Genomic DNA, 23765 nt, shown 5'->3' with positions numbered 1-23765 from the left:
TTTTTTTCGACTTTTCATGGGGAACTAGAGGAAAAACATGGCTCTTTATTACGCTTTTTATATAAACCCCGAAGTAGATTGATGCACCACAAGCAGCTTTAGCCGGATACACTAGTTTGGACCCATACTCGAATCCTACTTTTCAACCTTTATGAGCCAGATTTCAAATTTACGATCCAGTTTTGCCTCTTTTCGCGCCAAAAAGAGAGGTAATCGCGCCAATTTCTCCACTTTTCGAGCGAGATTTCCGATTTGCGCGCCGGAGCCTCTTTTTTCAACTTTAAATGGGGAACCCGAGGAAAAACATAACCTTTTATTACGCTTTTTATATAAACCCCGACGATCATTGATGCAGTACAAGCGACTTTTGCCGGTTACGCCCATTTGGACTCGTGCATGAACCCTACTTTTCAACCTTTGCAAGCCGGATGGGGGGCGTTACTTTATATTGTATAAAAAAAGGAAATCCATCTTCAGTATTATAAGATATTCCCTCCCAAGAATCTGCTTTGGAAAAATATATAGTGAGGCGTTGCTCATGATTGTAATAGACATCGAACTTCATGGAGATATTTACAAAAGATAATCTAGCAAAAAGGAGAGCCGATTACCAATGGTAATTGCTCTCCTTTTCTATTTTCCTATTGAACAAGATGATTCGGGGAGTGATAGGTACAACAAACAGACACCGAGATTAAGGATAAATCATCATTTTCAATGTATTCGTTTTATCATGGATAGCCTTTTCAAACGCTTCTTTCGCGTCAGAGAGTTGATATTGATTTGTAATCATTTTCTCGATATCAATTTCTTTACTAGTGAGCATTTCAATGGCTTTCGGGTAGGTATGATGGTAACGGAAGACCCCCATTAGATCAATTTCTTTATCAACAATCTTGCTAATGCTGACAGGTACTTCATCTTGTGGGGACATTCCAACTATGACGACTCTTCCGCCTCTTCGAACCGATGTAATCGTTCCTTGTACAGCTTTCGGATTACCGGCTGTTTCAATGGCAAGGTCGACTCCAACACCATTCGTATATTCCATGACTTTGTCATCAAGATTGTCTTCACGTAAATTGATTGTATGAGTTGCTCCCATTTCTTTCGCTACATCCAAACGACTTTGCTCTAAATCGACCCCGATGATCGTTTTTGCCCCAGCCATTTTTGCCGCTGCTGCAGTTACTAGGCCAATGGGTCCCATGCCCATAATCACAACCGTTTCTCCTGATTGAAGTTTTCCTCGGCTAATGGCATGGATCCCTACTGAAAATGGTTCAATTAGTGCTGCCGTTTCATAGCTCATGCTGTCTGGAATAGGGAAAACTAGATCAGCTCTCATGGCAATGTATTCACAGAAAGCTCCATCATAGGGTGGTGTAGCAAGAAACTCTACATGTGGGCACAGATTATAGCGTCCCTCTTCACAATGATCACATTTTCCACAAGTCGCTCCAGGTTCAATGGATACACGCTGCCCCACCTTAAGTTCCGTAACCTTTTCACCCACTTTGACAATCTCTCCTGATGCCTCATGTCCTAGAATAATGGGATTTTCTACAATATAATCACCAATTTTCCCATGCTCATAATAATGAACATCTGATCCACATAACCCTACCGTTTTGATTCGAATTAAAACCTCGTCAGCTTCTGGTGTTGGAATTTCCCTTTTCTGTATTTCAATATTTTTTACTTCGGTTAGTACTGCCGCATCCATTGTACTTTTTATATGTTTAGATTCTTCTAGTTCCATCTTTTCAATTATCACGTAGACCACTCCTCTATCAAAATTATTTTAGATATTCATCAACATTTTCATCTGTTACTAGCTCAAAAGGAATTTCATATCGTTTCTCAATTGTTTCCCCTTTGGCTGCTTTCACTGCCATATCAACAACAGTCTTTCCTTGTTCTAGTGCATTTTGGTATACTGTTGCAATCATTTCCCCTTTTTTGACTGCTTGAAGGGCATCATGGACCCCATCAACACCTACAACAGGTACATCCGTCATGCCTTTGGCACGTAGCGCATTGATTGCTCCAATTGCCATTTCATTATTAAATACTTTCACACCAAGAATTAACGCTCACAAGTGATGCCATCATGATCACGATCTTTGCTACTATTCGCATCATATAGTGCTTTTGATACAAAAGGTTTGTATTTTGTTTTTCCGCCTTTGTTTTTTACAGTGGAAGATTTAGCAACCCCGCCTTGGTAGTCCTTGTTCAGTTCAGTTCAGTTCAGTGCAGTTTTTGTACGTTTTTGCTTTAGTTGCTGCTTCAACCGTGATTGAACGAATAGAAATACCTAAAATAAGACCTAATGATAGCAAAACATTCATTATCATACAAAGCCCGAATAGCGTTAAAACGCCACCAGTTATTAGGAAGATCGATCATCAAGCACGCACACTCTCCTCCTCACAATGACGGCGGTGCAGAGCCGAACTTTTGATGCTTTCTCGATCATAAAAATAGACTTGCTAAGTAGATTGACTATGGGAGTAAGTCGCGAAGCCCCGTCCCCATGTCCTTCATACAAAAACGATATGCTAGGCAGCAAATAGAGGCAATTTCTTAATTGGCTCCATAGAAAATACGGATTTGGAATAGGAATCTCTTAAAAATCGCTATATTTTCAATCCAAAAGCATAGATTCTTAAAAAGTTATTAAGAATCCACAGATTTCCCTAATACGCTCATAATGAATGGGTCGAAGCTCGTTACAAACAACGACCCTATATAACTACCAACAAAAAAGAAGACTGAATGTCAGTCCTTCAAAGTAATTACAGCCTATATTTTTCTAAATAAATTATTGTTTTCAGCTAGTCATTCTGATTTTGGTTTTGTTGAATAAAATCTCGAACCTCTCCAATAGACAAGCCTAAATTTTTCGCTTCTAAAATTAACTCCAACCATTCTGCTTCGTATACTACTTGTTTACTCATATATTCACCCGATTTGTGGTAACACAGCCGTCTTAGCATAGCCTTAGACCTGTAATTTTGCGTCCCTATTTTTCAATAGGTTTGCGTTTCTCAAAAGTAGTGTGGCACTCTATTAGTCGCTTACAATATTTAGTTAAATACTTTAATAAATCATTCCCAATATGTAGTTTGAAAAATTTAAACCCAATTTTTTGTAAGGGTGATCCTACTTCCTTCCTAGTAATCTTAACAATAACTTTAATTAATATTAACTATATATTAATAATATACCAATATATCCTAATTTTGTAATCATTATTTTTTCGAAAATTCCGACATCATTCGACATTACTTCATGTATATCTATTTAAATATCACTTGGTGCTGGCCAATAATAATATGGAAGACTCAATTAACAAATGATCTAATAAGTGCCGTGGGCCGGGATCTAGAATCCCTATTGGCTGTAATACTTCTTTTTATTCATCAAGAAGCCATAAACCTATTCTTTTTTACGATACATAGATTTATCACCAAAACATGAACCCCTGTATCCAATTACCTACCCACTTACTTCCATTTGGTTACCTAATAGATGGCTAAACATCCCTCTTTTTTCTTTCGCTAATTGGTTATATGCCCCTACTTGGATTATTTCTCCTTGATCCATAACTACCACTTGATCCGCATTACGAATGGTAGATAAGCGATGAGCAATAACGATGATGGTCATCGTTCCTTTTAGTCTTTCTATTGCAGCTTGAATCTTGGCTTCATTTTCTGTGTCTAATGCACTTGTTGCTTCATCGAGAACAAGGATCGAAGGTTTACGTAAAATAGCTCGAGCTAGCACAAGTCGCTGCCTTTCTCCCCCTGATAACCTAATTCCGCGATCGCCAATAAGCGTATCCAAACCTTGAGGCAGCTTCTTTACAAAATCAGCAGCCGCTGCAAATTCCAGTGCCTCCCAAAGATACTCTTCGCTCGCATTCGGTTCAATGATCATTAAATTGTCTCGAATCGTTGCATTAAAAAGAAATGGATCCTGAGGAATATAACTAATCGATTTCCTCAAGGACAGTAAATGATCCTTAGTAAGAGGGACATTATCGATGGTCACTTCTCCCTGTTCCGGTTGATTTAAGCCCATCAAAAGATCAATTAACGTACTTTTCCCAGCACCGGACCGCCCTACGATTGCTGTCATCTTATTAGATGGGATGTCTATATTAATATTTTGTAGCGCATATGTATTTTCATTTGAATGATACCTAAAAGAGACATTTCGACAAGATAACCCATGTTTAATCTCGATTGGCTTTATATCTTGATAATCACGGTTAAATAACTCTCTTGCTTCTAAACTTTCATTTTGTAAATCCAATAACGCTTTAAAGGATGGAACGATGGCTCCTAGTTGCTCCAAATTAGTCTGGATCCCCGAAATCATGGGCCATAGTCTTGAAAAGATAACGAGAATTATCATTAATTGAGCTCTATTAAATTCATGATAGTGGCTGAAAAATTAGGATCACTTTCAATCACCTTAACTAACTTATTTATTGTGTTTAAGGTAATAGGGGCTGAATCTATAACACTAGTACCCCTTGTAACAACTGTGACGGCCTTTTCGTAGGCTTTTTTACAGCCATAGCAGTAGCAACAAACAATACATCATCAACTTCACTATATAAATTGTCGGTATGGATAGTATTCTCTTGAAGCTCTTTTAATGCAAATTAAGTGGTGAAGTGAAGCCACTTAACAAGACGCAGGCGTGTTTATACCTCCAGCTTTCGTCTTTTAACTGTTGTGGGGGTCCTTATACCCAGCGAACTCCACTCGGGTAGTAGTTCTAAAAATGACATTTGATTAGCTCCTAATAATAAAATTTTGCATAATAATAGCACTCAAATTAATGAGTGCTTATGTCGAAGTTTCCACGACTGTGCATTACCACGATTCTATTTTAGTACGTTTCCATGTATCTTTTTTATGACATACGTATAGATATTTTTCGTCTGCTGACCATTCACCTGGATTACCTTTTGAGTTTGCACTCGCTGGAACGGAAACGAACGTACTGAATGGAACGCCTGCATTATCAGAAGCAGGGAAACGAGAATCATAACGATAACGAATTTGCCCAGTTTCTTTATTCCTCCACATTGCACCACCGTCTATACCCTGTAGAGGATACTCATAAGTGAGATGTGGGCGAAAAGCTGCACCTGTTAACATGACAGTTTCTTGTGGGTTGTCATTAATCCTGTATAGCTTTGTGTTACTTTGTTGATATTTTATTGATCCAGCAGCATTTGATTGTCCAAAAGTTAATACATCAGATACTTGCGACCAACTTAAATTTGCCATATAGGTATAGTTAGGAAACGCATCATTAACAGTTCCATCTCGCCATTTTATTTTGCCATCTATGATAATTTGTCCAATTAGATAAGCGTGAATCGCTCCACTTGGGTAGTTTAATTCTATAATATTATCGTTACTAGAATTTGAATCTAAATTTACATTAAACCCTGTTATTTTAGACCTATCTCCTGTTAGATACACATGACCCTCTAAGCTAGAAGAAATTTGTATCCAACCGTTTTGTGCACTTAAAACGCCGTTATCTAAATACAAGGCATATGAAGAAGGAGAATTCCTTCCACTTAACAAAAAATTATTGATGTAAATAGAACCTGCTTCAACTATTTTAAACGCTGAACCTTTTGCCCATTTGGATAAAAACTGATTGAAATAAATATTAAAGCTAGGTCGTTTATCCCCATCAATTCTTATGTTGTCTCTGCCAAAGTCATAAACCCCAAAATCATCTACGTTTATATAATAAGCTCCATTAATGACTAGTCCATCACTAGTTTCTGCGTTTTTATCACCGAACATATTGAAACTTTTCAATGTAATCGTATTAATTGGTTTAATACCATCACCAATTTGTATGCAAGGTTTAGTAAAATCAGCAGGAATAAAATATGTTCCGCCTCTTCCGCCTTGCGATGTAGGAGCTGACCTTCCAGATCCTCTAATCATTATATTTGGATTATCAATTAGTAAATTGAATTTATATCCTCCTGGTGGAAAAAAGAGAGTTCCACCACCAGAAGAAACTAATTTTTTATAAGCATTTAAAATGTTTTGCGTATCATCTATATACCCGTTACCAACTGCGCCAAAGTCTGTAACATCAATATTCACTTTATCACCTTTCGCTGTTTATAGACTTAAAGTGTTTTAACTACTTTTAATTATGTTGCATCTGAATCATCATATTTAATGCTCACATTATCTGAACTCATACGTTGATAAACAAGTGTTACTTTATCATTTACATTAAGCCATAGATGAGCATTAATTTGGTCAATCCGATCACTTGTATAAGTTGCTGAATGTTCAACACTTTTTGCACATCTGTTACCACCGTTTACTCTTCTGTGTAATTTACCATCAATATTGCTGCTAATGTTTTAACAGATCCTAATGCATGATAAAAGCCTGCTTCTGTAATCGTTACAGCATTGTCTGCAACCGCACTAGTACCGACATTGTTTTTCTGTATTCGGTCAAAAGGTAGCGTGAACGGGGTAGTATTGCTTATGACATCGACCCTTGTAGATTTGTCAGTAGCGTTATAGTAAAGTTTGGTTCCAGTTAATTTAGGAGCAAATTTATAATAACCTGACATCTTTTTTTCAACGATAAAGCCCATGATTAGAACTGTCGTACCTGAACTTAAAGGATTACTTGCAGAAGAGTGAGTTAATACAATGGTGTGTTCACCATCCGTTAGTGCATCAAAATAAAAGATTTTTAAATGATGTTCGTATGTTACGTTGTCTTGTTCCTCATAACAGTCAATTGTATATGGATTGCCATCAATGGTTAAATCGAACATGCCATATGCTTCCCCTACAGATAAAGCTACGCCGATTGTTTTACCATAGAATTTTAACGTTTATACAATATATATTATATGAGTTAGATTCGAATGTTGTTCCAGTTGCAAAACCAGCTATCGTTACCCTGCTATCAACTACTGGGATATAATCGAAATCAGTTGCAAATTTCGGATATTCACTTTTCTTAGTCAATTGAACAGCTGTATCAAATAATGGTTTAAATTGATTTGCGATATACTCTTGACCTTGTGTAGTGTAGTGCTTATCATCGCCAACCGCTAGTAGTTCACTTACTACAATAGTTCCGCATTTGATATCCTTGTCCATAATTCCTAACAAATCAAATATTTGTACATTATTTCGCATAGCGACACGATAAATAGCAGGAGTGGTTGTGTTCCTCAATATTGGCATGTTTGAGCTTGTGCCTACGTTTGTTGTTCGTAATACAATATCAACTGGTTTTTTTGTTGTTTTCTTAATTAAATCGACCATGCGATTCATGTATGATGCATATGTGTCAATATGATTGTTACCAATGTCATTCCAAGCAGAACTTATGATGACTGCATCTGGTGCCTTATTTATTACATCTCTTGCAAGCCTAGAACACATCATTCTGGCATCTTGCCCGCCGTTACTTTATCCGCTCCATACTTAGTATTAAACCACTCTTGTAGGTATACAAGGTGTGCTTTGAAGTTGTTCGGTTCATTTGGGGCAGTTAAACTATCTCCCAAGAAAACAACTGTTGCATTGCCTTTTTCTAGAGCTTTAAAAAAGTTAGTTAAATAAGGCGGGCTTAAATTGAGTTGAGTCTCTGTTTCTGCCAACTATACAACTAAAGACCTCAGTTAGTTCCTTAACGCTCTTCTGACTTTTCTTGCAAAAACTAGTGGATCATCACTGTCTTCAATATTCACGTAAATCAAATTCGGATTATCAAACAACCACTCGTTGTGTATTGACGAAACTTTTATACCTTTATTAAAAATTGCAGCAACAAATCCACCTACTTCTTTTTGCAAGAGTGCTATCCTGCTTAGACACAAGGCTCTTCCTGATTTATCTCTTGATTCGAATGAGAAAGAACTTGTTACTCTAAAACGTTTTTTCAATATAGTTACATCAATGTCATCTAGATTTATTGTTTCCACGTATTTTTCACCTGCAAATCCCTCTTGCCACTATTAGGTTATGAATTTATGGATAGTTCCGAAATGGACAAGAATCTATTTGGTAGCAAAAATGATGTTGGTAAACTAACGAACGTATTCTTATAACAATTGGTGCATAAAAAATTCACCTTACTAAACAGGTGCTTCAAGTTGATACCCATCTTTAATTATCATTGTCTGATTCGGTTCAGGTACCTCATTTAAGTGTTTCATTCCATGATCAATCAACCATATATTTGTAAAGTGTAAGCATAGTTATTGTCATCCCTTGAGTGTATTAATTCCATTTTCCATCGCTAATATCTTTATCTGTTGCTCTAAACTATAGTGGCCATGTCACCGAAATGTACAAAGAATACTGTGACCAAAAGACCTACATGATTATCATTTTACAGAGTTGTTTTTAATGTTTCTCCTAAATCCCTTAAATGCTTCCGGTTCAACCGTTTGATCTAATGCTTCAGCAGGGATTCCATTTTGTATAAGCCATTCACGTATAATTGTTAAATCCATAATTAACCTTCTAAAGCATTATTTCGCTTATATAGTTCGGCGATAGATTTGACTACAATGTTTACAGTAGTCGCCATATCACTCTCCTTTAAAACTACCAGCACAATTCACAGGAACGGAAACAGGATTAACTGTAAATTTATCTTTATTCGGGTTGTGCCAGGCACCGATATTAAACCTTTTTGTTTCTGCTAAAAAGTATGTAACTAGATGACAACATTGTAGCTACGTAAAAAGACAGGGAGCCAAATCACTGACTCTCTGTCTCTATTAATTTTCCGAAAAATTCCGAGTGATGAAACAGCTATCCATAACTAGGAATCAAAACTTAGAAAGTTCTCTAGGTGTTTATGTATGTCAACAGTTCCCATCTATAATGCACTAATGCTTACCTAATCCCCCCCATTGTTCATAAGATAAAATTTCTGCAAAATTCTAACTTCAAAGATTATCAACATAACTCGTTGGCAAACACAGAAAACTCTCTGTGAAACATTTATTCAGATTACTTTTTGGAATTTGTATTTTTGTTAATTCAAGGTTAAATGATATATTCTATGTCTTAAACTCTACATTCATAATTTTATTTTAATGTAGGAACAGGATTACGAATGTTTTATTCTACAGATAGATATCATCTGTTAGAAAACCCAGAGGAAGTTTCAACTTCTCGATTACAAGATTGGAAGGCTTTATATTCGAAATCACAATCTTCATTTTCAAGAATTGCAGTCGGTACGTCGAATCCCTATTCTAATTTTATTTTGCAACAAAACAATGAAGAATCATAAGATTGTCTATGTTCCTTAATCTACTATTCGTACCCTCGTTATCCAAGCAACTCTTCAAGCAAATTCTACGAATGGTATTCCTACCTGAGCCTTTGAGCGAATATTCAATTGCAACGAGGTTCTGATTTGTTTCACCTGCCAACGCTGGGTAACTTTTTGATCGAGTATTTCTTCAATATCGGAATGAAATGAACCTACTTTAAATACTTTCCTTATAAAGGACTTTTTCACCTATACGAAGTCTCGATTAATTTTGCAATAATATATGTGGTGGACAATAGGAGCTGATTATCCTTATACAAAAATGACTATCCAAAAAAAGAAGACTGAATATCAGCCCTCCAAAGTAATCACAACCTATATTTCCCCAAATAAATCATTGTTTTCAGCTAGTTATTCTAGTTTTAGTCTTGTTGGATAAAATCCCAAACCTCATCAATAAACAAGCCTAAATTTTTCGCTTCTAAAATTAACTCCATCCATTCAGCTTCGATTACTACTTGCTTGCTCATATATTCACCCGATTTGTGGCAACACAGCCGTCATAGCATAGCCTTAGACCTGTAATTTTGCGTCCCTATTTTTCAATAGGTTTGCGTTTCTCAAAAGTAATGAAACACTCTATTAGTCCCTTACAATATCTAGTTAAAAACTCTAATAAAGTCATTACCAATATGTAGTTTGAATACTTTAATCCTAATTTTTTGTAAGAATGAGCCTATTTCCTTCCCAGTAATCTTAACAATATCTTTACATAACATTAACTATATACCAATAAATATACCAATATATTCTATTATTTGTAATCATTGTTTTTTTAAAAATTTCAACAATTTTCGACATTACTTCATTAAACGCCATGGGCCAGGTAATAGAATCTCTATTGGCTACAATACTTCTTTTTGTCTTTTATGGAATATATCAATTACTTCAATGTAAGCCCCTGAATTAAACTACCCACTTACTTCCATTTGGTTACCTAATAGATGGCTAAACATCCCTCTTTTTTCTTTCGCTAATTGGTTATATGCCCCTACTTGGATTATTTCTCCTTGATCCATAACTACCACTTGATCCGCATTACGAATGGTAGATAAGCGATGAGCAATGACGATGATGGTCATCGTTCCTTTTAGTCTTTCTATTGCAGCTTGAATCTTCGCTTCATTTTCTGTGTCTAATGCACTTGTTGCTTCATCGAGAACAAGGATCGAAGGTTTACGTAAAATAGCTCGAGCTAGCACTAATCGCTGCCTTTCACCCCCAGATAACCTAATTCCGCGATCGCCAATGAGCGTATTCAAGCCTTGAGGCAGCTTCTTTACAAAATCAGCTGCTGCTGCGAATTCCAGTGCCTCCCAAAGATACTCTTCGCTGGCATTCGGTTCAATGATCATTAAATTGTCTCGAATCGTTGCATTAAAAAGAAATGGATCCTGAGGAATATAACTAATCGATCTCCTTAAGGATAATAAATGATCCTTAGTAAGAGGGACATCATCGATAGCCACTTCTCCCTGTTCTGGCTGATTTAGGCCCATCAGAAGATCAATTAACGTACTTTTCCCAGCACCTGACCTCCCTACGATTGCTGTCATTTTATTAGATGGGATGTCTATATTAATATTTTGTAGCGCATATGTATTTTCATTTGAATGATACCTAAAAGAGACATTTCTACAATATAATCCATGTTTAATCTCGATTGGTTTTACATCTTCATAATCACGATTAAATAACTCTCTTGCTTCTAAACTTTCATTTTGTAAATCCAATAACGCTTTAAGAGATGGAACAATAGCTCCTAGTTGCTCCAAATAAGTCTGAATACCCGTAATCATGGGCCATAGTCTTGAAAAGATAACCATAATTAGCATCAATTGGGCTCCCTCAGCCTTAAACATTTGAATGGAAAGAAACACAAAAAATGCAATTAAAAAGGAAGAGGCTACTTTAAAGACCATTTGTGAGGTTGAATTTAATGTAGTTAATTTAACACTATTATGTTCCATTTCTTTAATTAAAGGAAGGAACGAATTTAAGTGAGATTCCTCTAGAGAATTACTTTTAATATCTTTGATCCCGTTAAAATGATCGGTAATTCCGCCAAGATACTTCTGATTTAATAAAAAGGATTCCTTCCCTAATGTCTTAGACCTTTTGACGAACTTTCTAGAAAAAAGAAGAAGAAACATGCCAAAAAATAAGATTAAACTAGTCATACTTACCGATAAATAAAAGGCCATACCAATCTGTATCGAAATAAAAATAAAGGAAGATAAAAATTGTAAAAACAATTGAACACCAGCACTTACATTAAAAATCTCGTTTGTCATTAGATTGACGATATCCGATTTTCTCTTTTTTAAATAAAATCCCCAGTTTGCTTGAAGTAACCCTCTATAGGTCTCTTCTCTTAAATGCCTAATAAAACCTTGTTGAATCTTTGCTCCTAAGACCGATTGATTTCTCTTAAAAATACTTTGTCCCATCATTAGAATGACATAAATTCCTAATATGATGATGAGACTGAGTGTTTCAGGAATACCTTGAAATAATTCGTTTATCCAGCTTAAAAATGGAATTTCCTTTGTTGTAACATCCAAGAGTCCAGTTAACCCAACCAGAGGGATTAATAAGAAAATTCCGACACTTTCTAGTAAACTAATGAAAATCATGCAAATCAGATTGATATATAGTATTTTTCCTGAATAATGATGAATTCGCTTTGTAAAGTACAAAAGATGCTTCAAATCCATATCCTCCTTTTGCATGACCTGTTCGTTATTATCATGATCCACATACATAGTTAAATCAGGTTTCTTATAAAAAAGTAAACTATTAATCTAGTTAACTAGCCTTATTAGCGCTGATTTCTTTAGCAAATTTAGCAACAACTGTAAACCTATCCATCACTTCGGAACCTGATATATAAAAGGGACCACTACGTAACCAGGCATGGGCAATAAGTTCCCCTTTTTCATCTTTAGCTGTGCCTAAATAGAGTGTGCTTTCAATATTTCTTTTCTCTAGCATCTTCATTCCAGCAAAGGCCTTTACAAGACATTCACTTTCCCAAAACGTATAGCGACTCATCAAATGAATAGCATGTGAAACACTAGTTATCACTTTTTTATTTGATAGATCAGCTGTACTAGATGTCTCTTGCATTTGCTTTCCTAAAGAAGGAACCACTTTTGAAAAAGGGATGCTTTTCAAATAGCGAGCCCAAGCTAAATAAAGATAGGCTTCAATCAACAACAGCTTCGTTTTCTTATCTAGCCTCACAAATGATCGCGCTTTCTTCAAAGTGTTCATCCTGTCCTCCTAGAGTTTGAAAATCATGAATACTAGGAATGTGATTATGCTTCTATCTTAATTAAACCTTCTTCAAGCAACTGGTCCAAAAAGGAGTGGACTTGTTCCTCACACTCTGTTTGTTCGACATCATATTGAGACTGTAATGTTGTAATCAACTCCTCTATAGAAATCGAGTCCTTAATTAACTCCCATATTACTCCACCTATTGCACCTAAATTATAATACTTCCCATTGTGAACACTTAACATCACTGTTTCGCCATCCATATCACTTACGATATTTCCTTCCAATTGACTAATTAGATGGTTATGGGCTAATTCTTTAGTTTTTAACATAAACATTCTCCTTCTTTTTTAACGTATTTATAATAATGTCTGTTAATTCATGTGCCGTAAAATAGGATACTGGTCGATGTAATCGATAAAGGTCAATATGTTTGACCATCTTTGCCGAAGTGTTAAAGTGCCAGTCTATTAATTCTGAGGGTTCAATAAATAGATTACGATAGGTGTGATTGAATAATACAAGGAAGCGTTCCATTTTTTGAATGGGGTACATTTCCACTTCATCAGCCTCTGTTTTAACTAATTCAATTACACCAGCAAGAGGCAATGATTCGTTCGCAAACTGCGAATGGACCGGAATCGCGAATTTTGTATCTCTATCTACAAGTGGTTGATAATTGCTCGATACCATCCCAAACTGATTTAAGCTTTCCAGCCATAATTTTTGCTGCGGATATGCAGGTGCCACAACTGGAATATTTTCTTTATTAAGAGACACTGGTATTACGTCATCGCTTAGAAGTCTGTAGCCATTGTTTAAAAAAGCTGAAGCAAGCGTAGACTTTCCAACTCCTGAATCCCCTACAATTGCATATGCCTTCCCATCTATAGCTACGGCACTCCCATGAAGCGGAAGTATTTTTCTTTGCAACAATACAGCCCCCATACAAGTACCAAGGATGTATATTCTGATTTCATTTTCCTGAGAGCCCTCCAAAGGTGAAAATAATATTTCATTTCCATTTCTTATTAAATAGGTGGCAACATGAGGAACTTGAAAAATAACTGAATTTTCATTAATGACATAATGCTCATTTGTAACGAATTGTTTAGCCCATGTGACGGTGAGATCCTCCTTTTTAATAACGATATCAGTTAACCTATCCTTATTATTGATTTGAGTTAATTCTGGTAGATGGATTGTACTAGAAATAGTTAAACCAAATGCTTTATAAATATTTTTTTCAGTAGTTTCTATCAACTGTTGTTCCTCCATGTATCAAACCTTCAATTTACAGAACTTTATTAGCACTGAAAATAAAAAGTTTCGAATTTAATAAACAGATATCTGCAGGAATGTATATAAACCTCATCATTCACTATAGTGAACAAATATACGAACGAACACTAATTATCTAAAATCAATCTATGTAATCTTGTTAATGATTCTCAATAACAAACAACCTTTTAATATATACCTCCTAATGCGTTAGGTGTCAATAAAGGAAAACTTAGGATTTTCGAAACCATACAAATTTTATTAATGTTAAAAAGCCCTATACGTTTTTTTCTTGTATAGGAGCTTTTTAACATGTAAACATTAAAAAGGTACTAATCTAGAGGGTTCCCATATGTATGAAATACCCTAATTTGAACATTTTTGCATGATTGATTGTGCAAATAAATCTAATATTGCTTTTTTGTTAGCTTTGCGCGATATTTGGTGGAATTGGTTGACCAGCCGTAAAGTTACCATCAAAATACTTTCCAGTAATATTGGCCATTGTCATATTCACATCAAGTACTTCTAATACGGGTTTTTGCCATTCTTTTCTCATCTGCTCACCTCCCTTCAAGTAAATTTTTTAAGAAAACGGTAAACAATTACACTGCGCATTAAAATCCTATAGTCGAAATTTGCAAAATATTCCGGACGGGCTCCTTCTTTAACCGTTATTAAAGCTGATTTTATTTTTTGTTCATCTATAAATTCTAATATGCGCTTATCCATACTTAGTTGAGTAGCCTCATCTATAAATGTATCCCAATATGGAATCATCCGATGAACCCAATCAGCTCCTTGTACCCCAAATACGCGCTGATTTAATCTGATTTTTTCGGGTAAAATTTTTTCTGTGGATCTTCGGATAAGAGCTCGATCTAATCCATTCTGTACATATTGATCTTCTGGTACCGACAAACAAAAACGAACGACACGTAGATCATTGGTTGGATCACGTTTCCAGAGTCCATGACGTAAGGAAAGTTTAGAGTCTAGTGTGTTACCCGAATTCCAAGGAAGCATGTCCTCAAAAAGAACTCTCTTCTGTTCGTATAAATTGGGACTTGAAATCCAGCCAGTTTCATCTATACCATGCCTTTTAAGTTTATTAAAAATTCCAGTCCGTTCTGCAAAATCCCGATTAATTAACACCGGATGTTCAGCAGGTGGCCCTTTGGACATTAATTGATGAATAATTGGAAATCCTGTTTTGGCAATCCCAGGTAACAGCCGAAGTCTAGACCCACCTACGTTTTTGCAATATTGATTCAATTCTTGATTGAGTCGTAGCCATTTTAACTTTTTTAATAAGGTGGCGTAGTAGTCCTCTGCTGCCCCCCAGGATATAGTAAAATTCCCCCTATCCCCATTTAGCAGCACTCCTATGCCTGCTTCACCTGCCTTTTCAAATATTCCCTTTAACCAAAAGGAATTTTCCAAAAATTTATAGGGCATTTCCATCACGTCAAGTAAATCGTCTATTTCCGAATAAGAACTTTTCCCTTCAAAATCCAAGTAATGATCAGTAATTCCTCCAACATGCTGTACGGTTGTTTTAATATACGGCCTTTCATCGGGCATAAATAGTTTATGTGTAAAGTCCTCAAAATCATTCGGAGGAATATAACTGAAAGTGTGTAATGTTTTTTTTCTCTCTCGCAATTCTCTAGCAGCAAAGGCAACGACTGAACCCGAATCCAACCCTCCACTTAACTGCGAGCCCACTTTGTGATGCGTACGTAACCTGGATGTGACTGCTTTTTGGAAGACATCCTGGAATGCTTCGATATAATCGTTATCAGACTTTAATTTTAATCGCTTGTCTGATGTAAAGGTGCCATATCTATTAATCTTAATTTTATCTTTAAGTACCGTAATCGAATGAAATGGAGGTATTTGCTCTAAATGACGATAAGGCGTCATACGGGCATCTACTGTATCTATCATCCCAGTAATGGCCAAATATTCAGAAAGCCATTGTTCATTTAGTTCCGTTCCGATATATGGTAAATCTAATAGTGGCTCTATAACTGTGCAAAAAGCAAAACGAGTTTGATTACGATAGTAATACAGTGTCCGATATCCAGAAGGATCCCTAGCACCAAAAAGTTGTTGTTTTTTCTCGTCCCAAATCATAAAGGCGTAGTCACCTACTAAATATTTTGGTGATTCTTCTCCCCATTTATTATAAGCAAGTAAAATTAATTGGCTGTCAGGAATAGTTTTTCTTAGTTTCCGATCAATTTGTAATCGTTCAAATAATTCTTCACGATTATCAATAATTGCATCAACTGTAATAGCTAGCTGTCTCTCATGATCATAATAAGGTAGCTGTTCTCCTATTGATTCCGGTGTGATCCATTGTGCATGACAGCCCAGAAAAACCTTTTCTGAATGCCATATTTGCATATCATCTGCAGGGTATTTCTGCAACGCTGTCATTAAACCTTGACCATGCTGTAGATTTACTGGTTCTTCATTTAAATGATAAATACCGGTTATAGCACTCATGATTTCCCCCTGATTATTTTGGTATGTATATACATTTCATTGAGTGCATTTATTTAATTCTGCTCGTTCTAGATTTCTATAATAAAAAATATTGGTATTTTCATAATCACCAAATTACCATATATTAACTAACTCAATCTAACTATTAAGCATAATCCAGTTGCTACTAGTGATAGAACAAACTATAAATTCCGTTTATTTCTGCAGATGCTGCACCCTTTTATTTCATGTATTACATAGTTTATAAAATCATTCAATGATCGTTCATCTAGTTTTCTATTTGCTTGCACATTTTTCCTATTTATTGTAAAATCACTAACAAAGCTATAGACATATATTTTTTACGTCCCTATTTTTTAATAGGATTACGTATCTTAATAGTATTGACACATATTACATGATCTTTCTGCGTCGAAGTTTAAAAACCTTGATGTAAATACTTCCACTATCTGATTTAAAAATCTTAATCCCAACTAATTTTAAGGGTGTCCATACCTCTCCCATTTGAATTAATGGCACTAAGCACTAAATCCGATTCCTCCTTTCTTAAACAACCTAGCCATCAAAGTAACTGTTTTAGACCCATGTCTTTATACATATTTTTTATTTTATTAACATGTTTTAGACAATTGCTCTTTTTAAATTTATTCATTGTTTTGTATTCATATTTCCTTTATACTTCCACAAACCACTTTAGCTATAATTCATTTCATTGATCACTCGGTAATAATGAATATTCAAAATTTTACGCCCAAAAATTACGTTAATCGTTAACTTTTAAAGACCACATTGCTTAATTATAGTAATTACTATTGTTCTTATTTTTGTAGGTAATTTTTCCAAAAGAGTAATATGTTAATGAACAGTTATTTGAACTTATTTTGAGAACATTAAATTCGTTATAACGAACTATATAAGTTGAATTTACCACCTATTTATACCTATGTCAATAAATTGAATTACATTTATTTATCAAATTAGATCTACGCAAGCATTATATATTAATATCTTCTAGATTTATGATTAGTGTTGTATTTGATCAAGATTAAAAAATTATATTTCCAAGATCTAATCACTACATATTTTACTTAATTTAATACTCTGTTTATTACATAGGTATTTTTTGAACGATGTGCTGATTTTTAGTTTGGATGTACATTTAGAAGCAATTGTGTCTTGTGTTCTAAACGAGAATTAGTATGAAGGAAACAGTGATCCTTCCCACTCTTACCAAGGATTTATTCTGGCTATTGTGGAGGATTGAAGACCATGGGGTGACACATATTGCACTGGAAAGCACGGGAGTCTATTTGAAATCTGTTTTTAATATTTTGGAAGAAATCTTTGATATCACGCTTGCTAACGCCCAATGATTCTAGATTGTTCCAGGTAAAAAACTGATATATCAAACGCAGAATGGATTGCCAAACTCCTACGTCATGGACTGATTGAAAAGAGTTTTATTCTACCTGTTGATGTTCGTGAATTACGCGAGTTCTCACGGCTTAGAAAGAAATGGATTGGTCACTAGACTTGCGAAAAGAATGGGACTCAAAAACACTAGAAAGTCAATTACCACTAAGTTTTCTTTTTCGAACAATAAAACCTACTTCCTTCCCCACGGATTCGATTTTTTCTTCTAAGTAATATCATTCTAATTCTTTTTTATTCATGTCAAATACTACTTTGTACGACCAAAATGAAAGTTCTTCCTTTAAAATAATTAAAGGAAGGATAGCTGGTTTTTTCATATTTTCCAGTCAGTATCATAACTTGATAGCTCCGAGGGACTGATTTAGTATTGGCACTGTTATGCCATGCTCTTTGTACTTTTGTAAGGGCAAATCATATTAACAAAGGCAACAATTTCTCGTTTGATGTGTCCTGTTGGATTTCTTATGTTTGAATGATTAAAATCAACAAGAGGTTTAAAAATTTTTATTGCATTTCATTTCCTTGTAATCTACCTTCGATTAAACAGGCTTCCTTGTCTTTCTCCAAATCCACAAAAACGGTCGTAAGGGAAAGTACAGAAAGTATAAAGGTTTTGGCAACCTCAAAAATTGCATATCCATATTACTAGGATTAAAAAGTCTGATAACATAGATATACCTATTCACATTTGACATCATTGAAAGTTTATAAAAATGAATAGGAAACGTTTTTGGAAGACTTGACTTTACCGAAAACAAATGAAGTTTATCGTTTATTTCCAAAACATCTTGAAAATGGTTGTTATATGAATTACCCATTTCAACAAAGTAGTATAATGCTAATTCTACTAACTTTCTTGAACGTTTTCCTAATATGAATAATTGCATATCTTCATTGATTGGTGTATTTAATAAATGAGCAGCCAATATAAGAGCTTTCCCTCCTAATTGATGATATTTTTTTGACAACTCGTTATTTTTCTCAGAAATGATGCTTTTCCTTATGATTTGATCAATATCGGCTAACCACCGAAGACGAAACCAACCATGCCTATTACCGTGATCAATAAGAAATAAAAATAAATCTTCTTTTCCTAAGAAATATACTGGATATGATGTAAGTTTACTGCGTCTTTTTCTTTCCCACAATTCATTAAAGCTTGATTCTCTCATAGGTGGCTGATGTAGTCTCCAATGAAGTTCAATTTGGATTCTTTTTTCAGGATGGAAGTACGCTATGTGGTGTTTCCTCCACTTCCACTCTCCTAATGTAACTGAAGCTTCCTCTCTCTCATATCCGTAATTTAAAAGAAGTTCTTCTGCTTTTTTTAAATCAGTTTTTGAAATTAGAATATCTAAATCCTTAGAAGTTCTTAAGGATATATCTCCGTAAATATCTGCAGCAATTACTGGACCTTTCAAAAAAAGAAGACGAATTTGATTCTCGGTAAACAACTTACTCACTTGTTCCATTTCACCGCTTAAATGAAGCATCTGAAACGTGTTTTGTTTGTACTCTTGATATAAAATTTGAATAATATGTGAAGGAACCAAGCTTTCATCTATACTATTCAACTTTGAATAAATTAATGGATGCACACGATGATGCCTCGCTAAATCAAGGAAATACTCCCAATTAATATCCTTGGTTAATTCACTTTTGATTTCCCCTATACTATTACCATTTTCTATCTTCATAATTTCAAGTAATAACCTTAATTCATTAGGTAATATTAATAAATCCAGATTGTAACTATTATCCACTACTTTCCCCCCAATAGAGTCTATATTATTCGTTTTTGACCAATTTAAAAGAGCTTGACGTTCTTGTGCAGTTGTCAATGCATTCAAGAAGCGCACATGATAACTATAGATTGACTACGTCGCACTAAATCCTCGTAATAATGTCCCGGTGTTACTACCCCTACTACAACCTACTTCATCCCATAACGATCTCTTTCTAATTTAATTTATGGCGAAAGGAGTTCAATATTAGTTGGCGATAACTATCCATTCTAGTTTAGCGTTTAAAATCTATAGTTTGGTCAAAACAGCGTTGGATTCGCTTCTGCTCTGGTCGAAGACGCTCCCTACAGACTGTCATGTGCCAATTAATACTAACTAAAGCATACAAAACGCCCACCTGATGAACAGATAGGCGTTATTTGGAGCTTACAATATATTTGAGGAGATTATCTCATGATCAATATTTTTTTAGAATGTTCGTGATTTGACGCTTGCCTTTGAATGATCAATGTAGGTCATATGTTTTTGAAAAAATCCTCCAGAATCTATTCAATCATTAATTTAGAACGACCGTTAGGATTTATTGGCTTGGTTTTTAATTGTTTTGTTAAAAGCTAATCTTCTGGAATCCCATAGGTTGTGGTAATTATCGAGAAAATAATTCTTCACATCATACTTGTTTTCAAAATGTTAATGTCTCCGCTACATTATTTTCGTAATATTTCATCGGTTTAATGACTGATTCATCAACTAAGCTATTAGTTGCAAAATGCATAACAGCATCAATTTAAACGTTGAAAAAACTTTATACAAATCCTCTGAGTTAAATAAATCTACCTGCATAAATAACAAATGTTCTTCAATAGCCCGCTGGTGGTCAGTTGATAAATTTTTGAGACCGTGCACTTCTGTCTATTCAACCAATTCTTTAACTTTGTGACTCCCAATATAATCTGTCTCACCTACAACAAAATCACAATGACCTCTCTTTGGATATTATTACTACTCTTACTTGTAAATTTACAGTTAATCTGGTTGTTTGATATCGTTCTAGATTCTTATCCCTTTAGAATCTTCCTTATTACATGCTACCCATAATTCATTATTGAAAGTCTAAAAAAAAAGCGAGTGCAAGATCTTAACACTTACATTCTATATTTCTCGACAAAATCCAGGTGGTGTCTAGGCACCTAAAACTAATTAAAAGAGGTATAAGGACCATTCTTTGCTTCTGAAGCTCGGCATAGCATGAAGCTACTATTTATAACCATCTGGATTATTCTTATGCCAATTCCACGCATCAGTAATTATTTTTTCTAATGGATCAAACTGTGGTTTCCACCCAAAATATTTTTCCAATTAAGGCAGCTAAGCCCCCTGCTCTTCTTTCTTTTACTTCCACTGAAATTGGATGGTTAGTGACTCTTCTTGCCATATCAAACACTTCTTTGACTGAGTAACCATTTCCATTACCCAGATTAAAAATTCCACTTAGATTATCTTTTCTTATATATTCTATAGCCCCAAAGTGAGCTGACACTAAATCCATTACATGGATATATTCCCTAATACAGGTCCCATCTTTTGTAGGGTAATCATCACGGAACATATAAATTTTTTCTCTTTCTCCAAGTGGCATTTGTAAAATTAAAGGAATCAGATGGGTTCCTGGATCACGGTCTTCTCCAATATTGCCACTTTCTTGTACTCCTGCAGTGTTAAAATATCTTAAAGAAACATATTTAATACCATAGCCTCATTCAGAACACTTCATCATTTTTTCCGTAGCTAGTTTTGTTTCACCATAAGTGTTCGTTGGATTGGTTTCATCTTTTTCTAGTATTGGAATATTCTTAGGCTCACCATAAGTTAATGCAGTTGATGAAAATACAATTTTAATTACGTTGTTATCCTTCATCTCATCCAAAAGACACATCATCCCGTAAACATTGTTATGGTAGTATTCATATGGATTGTCCATACTTTCTCCTACTAAAGAGTTAGCTACAAAATTGATAACCGTTTCAATATTATAATTCTTAAAAACTTTATCCCTTTGTCTAATGCTTTTCTGTCCCTAAGGTCAATTTGATAGAAATGCTCGATCCACTGATTTTCTATGTCCGCTTTGTAAATTATCGACAACAACAAAATTTTCATTTTATTCAAAATATCTAACTGTGTGAGGTCCAATATAACCTGCCCCTCTGGTTATTAATATAGACATCTTAAATTTACACCTCCCAACTTTAGCAATTCTATTAATTAATCTTTAATAATGATCACTCAAAACAGCACTATAACAATCATTTTCAGTTACATTCCATTACCAACGTGCTAGTTTTAAAAAATTTAATCTAATTCCTTTAAATTTAAGAGACGTGTGGTACATGTGACACATTCTTAGAGATGAATAATATCATAATTACGCAATTTCAAATTTCCACTTTTAAACTACAACATTATAGTAAGATACTAAAATACACTTAAAACTATAAGTCTTCTAGAAGTGTTCTATAAAAGCCAATTGAATTTAATTTTTGCTTAGCAAGAGAATTATTTCCTAGCTTTTCGTTTTAAATACAATGGATTTATTACAAATTTCTTAAATATAAAGAATAAATACTTAAGTTCCCCAGATCTAATATAGACCAATAAAAATATAAAATTAAAAATTGTTATACACAGTATTGTCAATAATATAAAACTTCCCCAAGTGTTTTGATAAATAGTATTGGATAATAGCTGCATTAATGTTGCCATAATTAATGTAAAGATAAATCGAACTATATACTTAGCAAAATAAAACCTCACACGTTTTTTAAAATAGTGCTTAAAAAGAATATAGGGCTCCACCCAAAATGAAGTTGTTATAAGGCTAATAGTAGTACCTAGAAAAACACCAATTAATCCAAATTGTTTTATTAAGACAAGTGATGCCACTAAATTAATAGTAGCTTCTGCAATAGGTTTATATCTATCGTTCCAATATAGACCTAATGCGTTGCGATAAGCTAATACATTTTGCCGCATTCCACTTAGGTAAAAATTAATTACTATTACTATCACAATTAATTGGTCTAATATATATTTCTCCCCAATCCAAAGAGAAATAAATGGATTATATAACGTAAGTAAACAAATAGATACAAACGAATAGATCCAATAATTTAAGAAAAATAGTTTTTTAAAAATATTATAAGACTTATCAACATCGTCACTCGCTGTTAAATTACCTATACTTGCAATTATTGAATTATAAAACTGACCAATTATGTTTCTAATTATCGCCATTATCATTAAATAATTTGAATACAATCCAACCCAGTAAACCCCTACTAAGGATGAAATAAGTAAGTTATCTGTACCAAGAACAACAACAGAACCAATATTATGATAAGACATTGCACGAAGCTTTTTAAAAAGATCAGTTTTATAATCTTTTCCAAGCTTTACTTTTGAACCGCTTTTTAAATATGGGTAAAGTTTATTAACCTTTAAAGATATACTTATATTTGATGCTAACGTACAGACTATTTGAATAACCAAAGTATATATAAATTCTTTTGTTATTAGCAATACAGCAATTTGTAATAAGTTTCTAATGATTGCAAAACTATTTACATTTATAGTATTAATATAACCTCTTTGATCAGCAATAATTAAAGAACGTTTATACGCAAAAAAGTAAGATACGGCTGAATCAGCCAAAATTAAAAAATAAATTAAAGTTAGGCTAGGAATAATTGATTCTTCTTTGATAAAATATTCTATAAAAGGTGCAATTGAAATACCTAATATAGTAATTAATAATGCAATTACTTTGTAAGTATTGGCATAAAAAGTCATGAGGGCTTTTATTTGGTTTTTATTACCTTCTGCTAATGGCTTATACAAACTAAATGTTATAGCTGCTCCAATACCAAGTTCTGCAAGAGATAGTATAGATAATAAATTTGTGAAAACCCCGTTAATACCTAAATAAGTAACACCCAAAGTATTAATAAAGACCGTTCTATACATAAATGTAAATACATATGTTAGTATCTGCCCAGATATGCCATAGGTAGTATTACGGATTGTATTTTTAATTCTACTTCGCTCTTTATCCAAATTAACATTC

At 34.3% G+C, this 23765-nt stretch carries 18 protein-coding genes, 4 pseudogenes and 2 riboswitches; of the genes and pseudogenes, 1 reads left to right on the top strand and 21 read right to left on the bottom strand.

The window, feature by feature from the left end; genetic code table 11:
- Nucleotides 1-694: 694 nt before the first annotated feature.
- From ACIQZI_RS03995 to ACIQZI_RS03915, 18 genes and pseudogenes are all read right to left on the bottom strand, one after another.
- Nucleotides 695-1762 (bottom strand): NAD(P)-dependent alcohol dehydrogenase, encoded by a 1068-nt coding sequence (locus ACIQZI_RS03995; protein WP_403072022.1) that lies wholly within the window; start codon nucleotides 1760-1762, stop codon nucleotides 695-697.
- 37 nt (nucleotides 1763-1799) lie between these two features.
- The gene (locus ACIQZI_RS03990; protein ID WP_403069658.1) at nucleotides 1800-2081 is read right to left on the bottom strand and encodes a substrate-binding domain-containing protein; all 282 of its coding nucleotides are present in this window, start codon (nucleotides 2079-2081) and stop codon (nucleotides 1800-1802) included.
- Between the two features lie 8 nt (nucleotides 2082-2089).
- Nucleotides 2090-2360: pseudogene (locus ACIQZI_RS03985) on the bottom strand (excalibur calcium-binding domain-containing protein).
- A gap of 480 nt (nucleotides 2361-2840) precedes the next feature.
- A complete protein-coding gene (locus tag ACIQZI_RS03980) occupies nucleotides 2841-2963 on the bottom strand; it encodes an anti-repressor SinI family protein (RefSeq protein ID WP_403069655.1) in 123 nt (40 codons plus the stop codon).
- Between the two features lie 14 nt (nucleotides 2964-2977).
- Nucleotides 2978-3059: riboswitch (cyclic di-GMP riboswitch) on the bottom strand.
- Nucleotides 3060-3504: 445 nt separating this feature from the next.
- A pseudogene (locus tag ACIQZI_RS03975) lies at nucleotides 3505-4437 on the bottom strand (ABC transporter ATP-binding protein); the annotation flags it as partial.
- A 458-nt stretch (nucleotides 4438-4895) separates the two neighbouring features.
- Nucleotides 4896-6161 (bottom strand): glycosyl hydrolase family 28-related protein, encoded by a 1266-nt coding sequence (locus ACIQZI_RS03970; protein WP_403069652.1) that lies wholly within the window; start codon nucleotides 6159-6161, stop codon nucleotides 4896-4898.
- A 226-nt stretch (nucleotides 6162-6387) separates the two neighbouring features.
- On the bottom strand, nucleotides 6388-6858 hold the full coding sequence (locus tag ACIQZI_RS03965) for a hypothetical protein (protein ID WP_403069649.1): 471 nt from the start codon (nucleotides 6856-6858) through the stop codon (nucleotides 6388-6390).
- A gap of 40 nt (nucleotides 6859-6898) precedes the next feature.
- Nucleotides 6899-7480, bottom strand: a complete 582-nt coding sequence (locus ACIQZI_RS03960; RefSeq protein WP_403069646.1) for an SGNH/GDSL hydrolase family protein — start codon at nucleotides 7478-7480, stop codon at nucleotides 6899-6901.
- Nucleotides 7477-7695 (bottom strand): hypothetical protein, encoded by a 219-nt coding sequence (locus tag ACIQZI_RS03955; RefSeq protein ID WP_403069641.1) that lies wholly within the window; start codon nucleotides 7693-7695, stop codon nucleotides 7477-7479. The genes ACIQZI_RS03960 and ACIQZI_RS03955 overlap by 4 nt, the downstream gene beginning before the upstream one ends.
- A 21-nt stretch (nucleotides 7696-7716) precedes the next feature.
- Nucleotides 7717-8046: pseudogene (locus ACIQZI_RS03950) on the bottom strand (DUF1259 domain-containing protein); the annotation flags it as partial.
- A gap of 378 nt (nucleotides 8047-8424) precedes the next feature.
- Entirely contained in the window at nucleotides 8425-8553 is a 129-nt protein-coding gene (locus ACIQZI_RS03945; protein WP_403069638.1) for a hypothetical protein, read from the bottom strand.
- Between the two features lie 1195 nt (nucleotides 8554-9748).
- On the bottom strand, nucleotides 9749-9856 hold the full coding sequence (locus ACIQZI_RS24280) for an anti-repressor SinI family protein (protein WP_483878413.1): 108 nt from the start codon (nucleotides 9854-9856) through the stop codon (nucleotides 9749-9751).
- Between the two features lie 14 nt (nucleotides 9857-9870).
- A riboswitch (cyclic di-GMP riboswitch) is annotated at nucleotides 9871-9952 on the bottom strand.
- Nucleotides 9953-10297: 345 nt separating this feature from the next.
- Entirely contained in the window at nucleotides 10298-12097 is a 1800-nt protein-coding gene (locus ACIQZI_RS03940) for an ABC transporter ATP-binding protein (RefSeq protein ID WP_403069635.1), read from the bottom strand.
- A 97-nt stretch (nucleotides 12098-12194) separates the two neighbouring features.
- Nucleotides 12195-12662, bottom strand: coding sequence for a lasso peptide biosynthesis B2 protein (locus ACIQZI_RS03935; protein WP_403069632.1), 468 nt, complete (start codon nucleotides 12660-12662; stop codon nucleotides 12195-12197).
- A gap of 44 nt (nucleotides 12663-12706) precedes the next feature.
- The gene (locus tag ACIQZI_RS03930; RefSeq protein WP_403069629.1) at nucleotides 12707-13000 is read right to left on the bottom strand and encodes a lasso peptide biosynthesis PqqD family chaperone; all 294 of its coding nucleotides are present in this window, start codon (nucleotides 12998-13000) and stop codon (nucleotides 12707-12709) included.
- Nucleotides 12987-13931 (bottom strand): aldolase, encoded by a 945-nt coding sequence (locus tag ACIQZI_RS03925; RefSeq protein WP_403069626.1) that lies wholly within the window; start codon nucleotides 13929-13931, stop codon nucleotides 12987-12989. The genes ACIQZI_RS03930 and ACIQZI_RS03925 overlap by 14 nt, the downstream gene beginning before the upstream one ends.
- Before the next feature lie 442 nt (nucleotides 13932-14373).
- On the bottom strand, nucleotides 14374-14508 hold the full coding sequence (locus ACIQZI_RS03920) for a paeninodin family lasso peptide (RefSeq protein WP_403069623.1): 135 nt from the start codon (nucleotides 14506-14508) through the stop codon (nucleotides 14374-14376).
- 14 nt (nucleotides 14509-14522) lie between these two features.
- Nucleotides 14523-16463 carry a lasso peptide isopeptide bond-forming cyclase gene (locus ACIQZI_RS03915; RefSeq protein ID WP_403069620.1) on the bottom strand — a complete coding sequence of 647 codons (1941 nt, stop codon included), beginning with the start codon at nucleotides 16461-16463 and terminating at the stop codon, nucleotides 14523-14525.
- A 1199-nt stretch (nucleotides 16464-17662) separates the two neighbouring features.
- Between ACIQZI_RS03915 and ACIQZI_RS03910 the strand changes: the two genes are divergently transcribed.
- Nucleotides 17663-17836: a hypothetical protein gene (locus ACIQZI_RS03910; protein ID WP_403069617.1), complete on the top strand. Its 174-nt coding sequence runs from the start codon at nucleotides 17663-17665 to the stop codon at nucleotides 17834-17836.
- A 600-nt stretch (nucleotides 17837-18436) separates the two neighbouring features.
- Here ACIQZI_RS03910 and ACIQZI_RS03905 read toward each other — a convergent pair.
- The 3 genes and pseudogenes from ACIQZI_RS03905 to ACIQZI_RS03895 form a co-directional block, all read right to left on the bottom strand.
- Nucleotides 18437-19738, bottom strand: coding sequence for a nucleotidyltransferase domain-containing protein (locus ACIQZI_RS03905; RefSeq protein WP_403069614.1), 1302 nt, complete (start codon nucleotides 19736-19738; stop codon nucleotides 18437-18439).
- 1161 nt (nucleotides 19739-20899) lie between these two features.
- A pseudogene (gene galE, locus ACIQZI_RS03900) lies at nucleotides 20900-21869 on the bottom strand (UDP-glucose 4-epimerase GalE).
- 329 nt (nucleotides 21870-22198) lie between these two features.
- Entirely contained in the window at nucleotides 22199-23755 is a 1557-nt protein-coding gene (locus tag ACIQZI_RS03895) for a lipopolysaccharide biosynthesis protein (protein WP_403069611.1), read from the bottom strand.
- Between the last annotated feature and the right edge of the window lie 10 nt (nucleotides 23756-23765).

This window comes from Peribacillus sp. NPDC096379 (assembly GCF_044762875.1).
Taxonomy (GTDB): Bacteria; Bacillota; Bacilli; order Bacillales; family DSM-1321; genus Peribacillus.
This window is presented reverse-complemented; position numbering and strand designations above follow the sequence as displayed.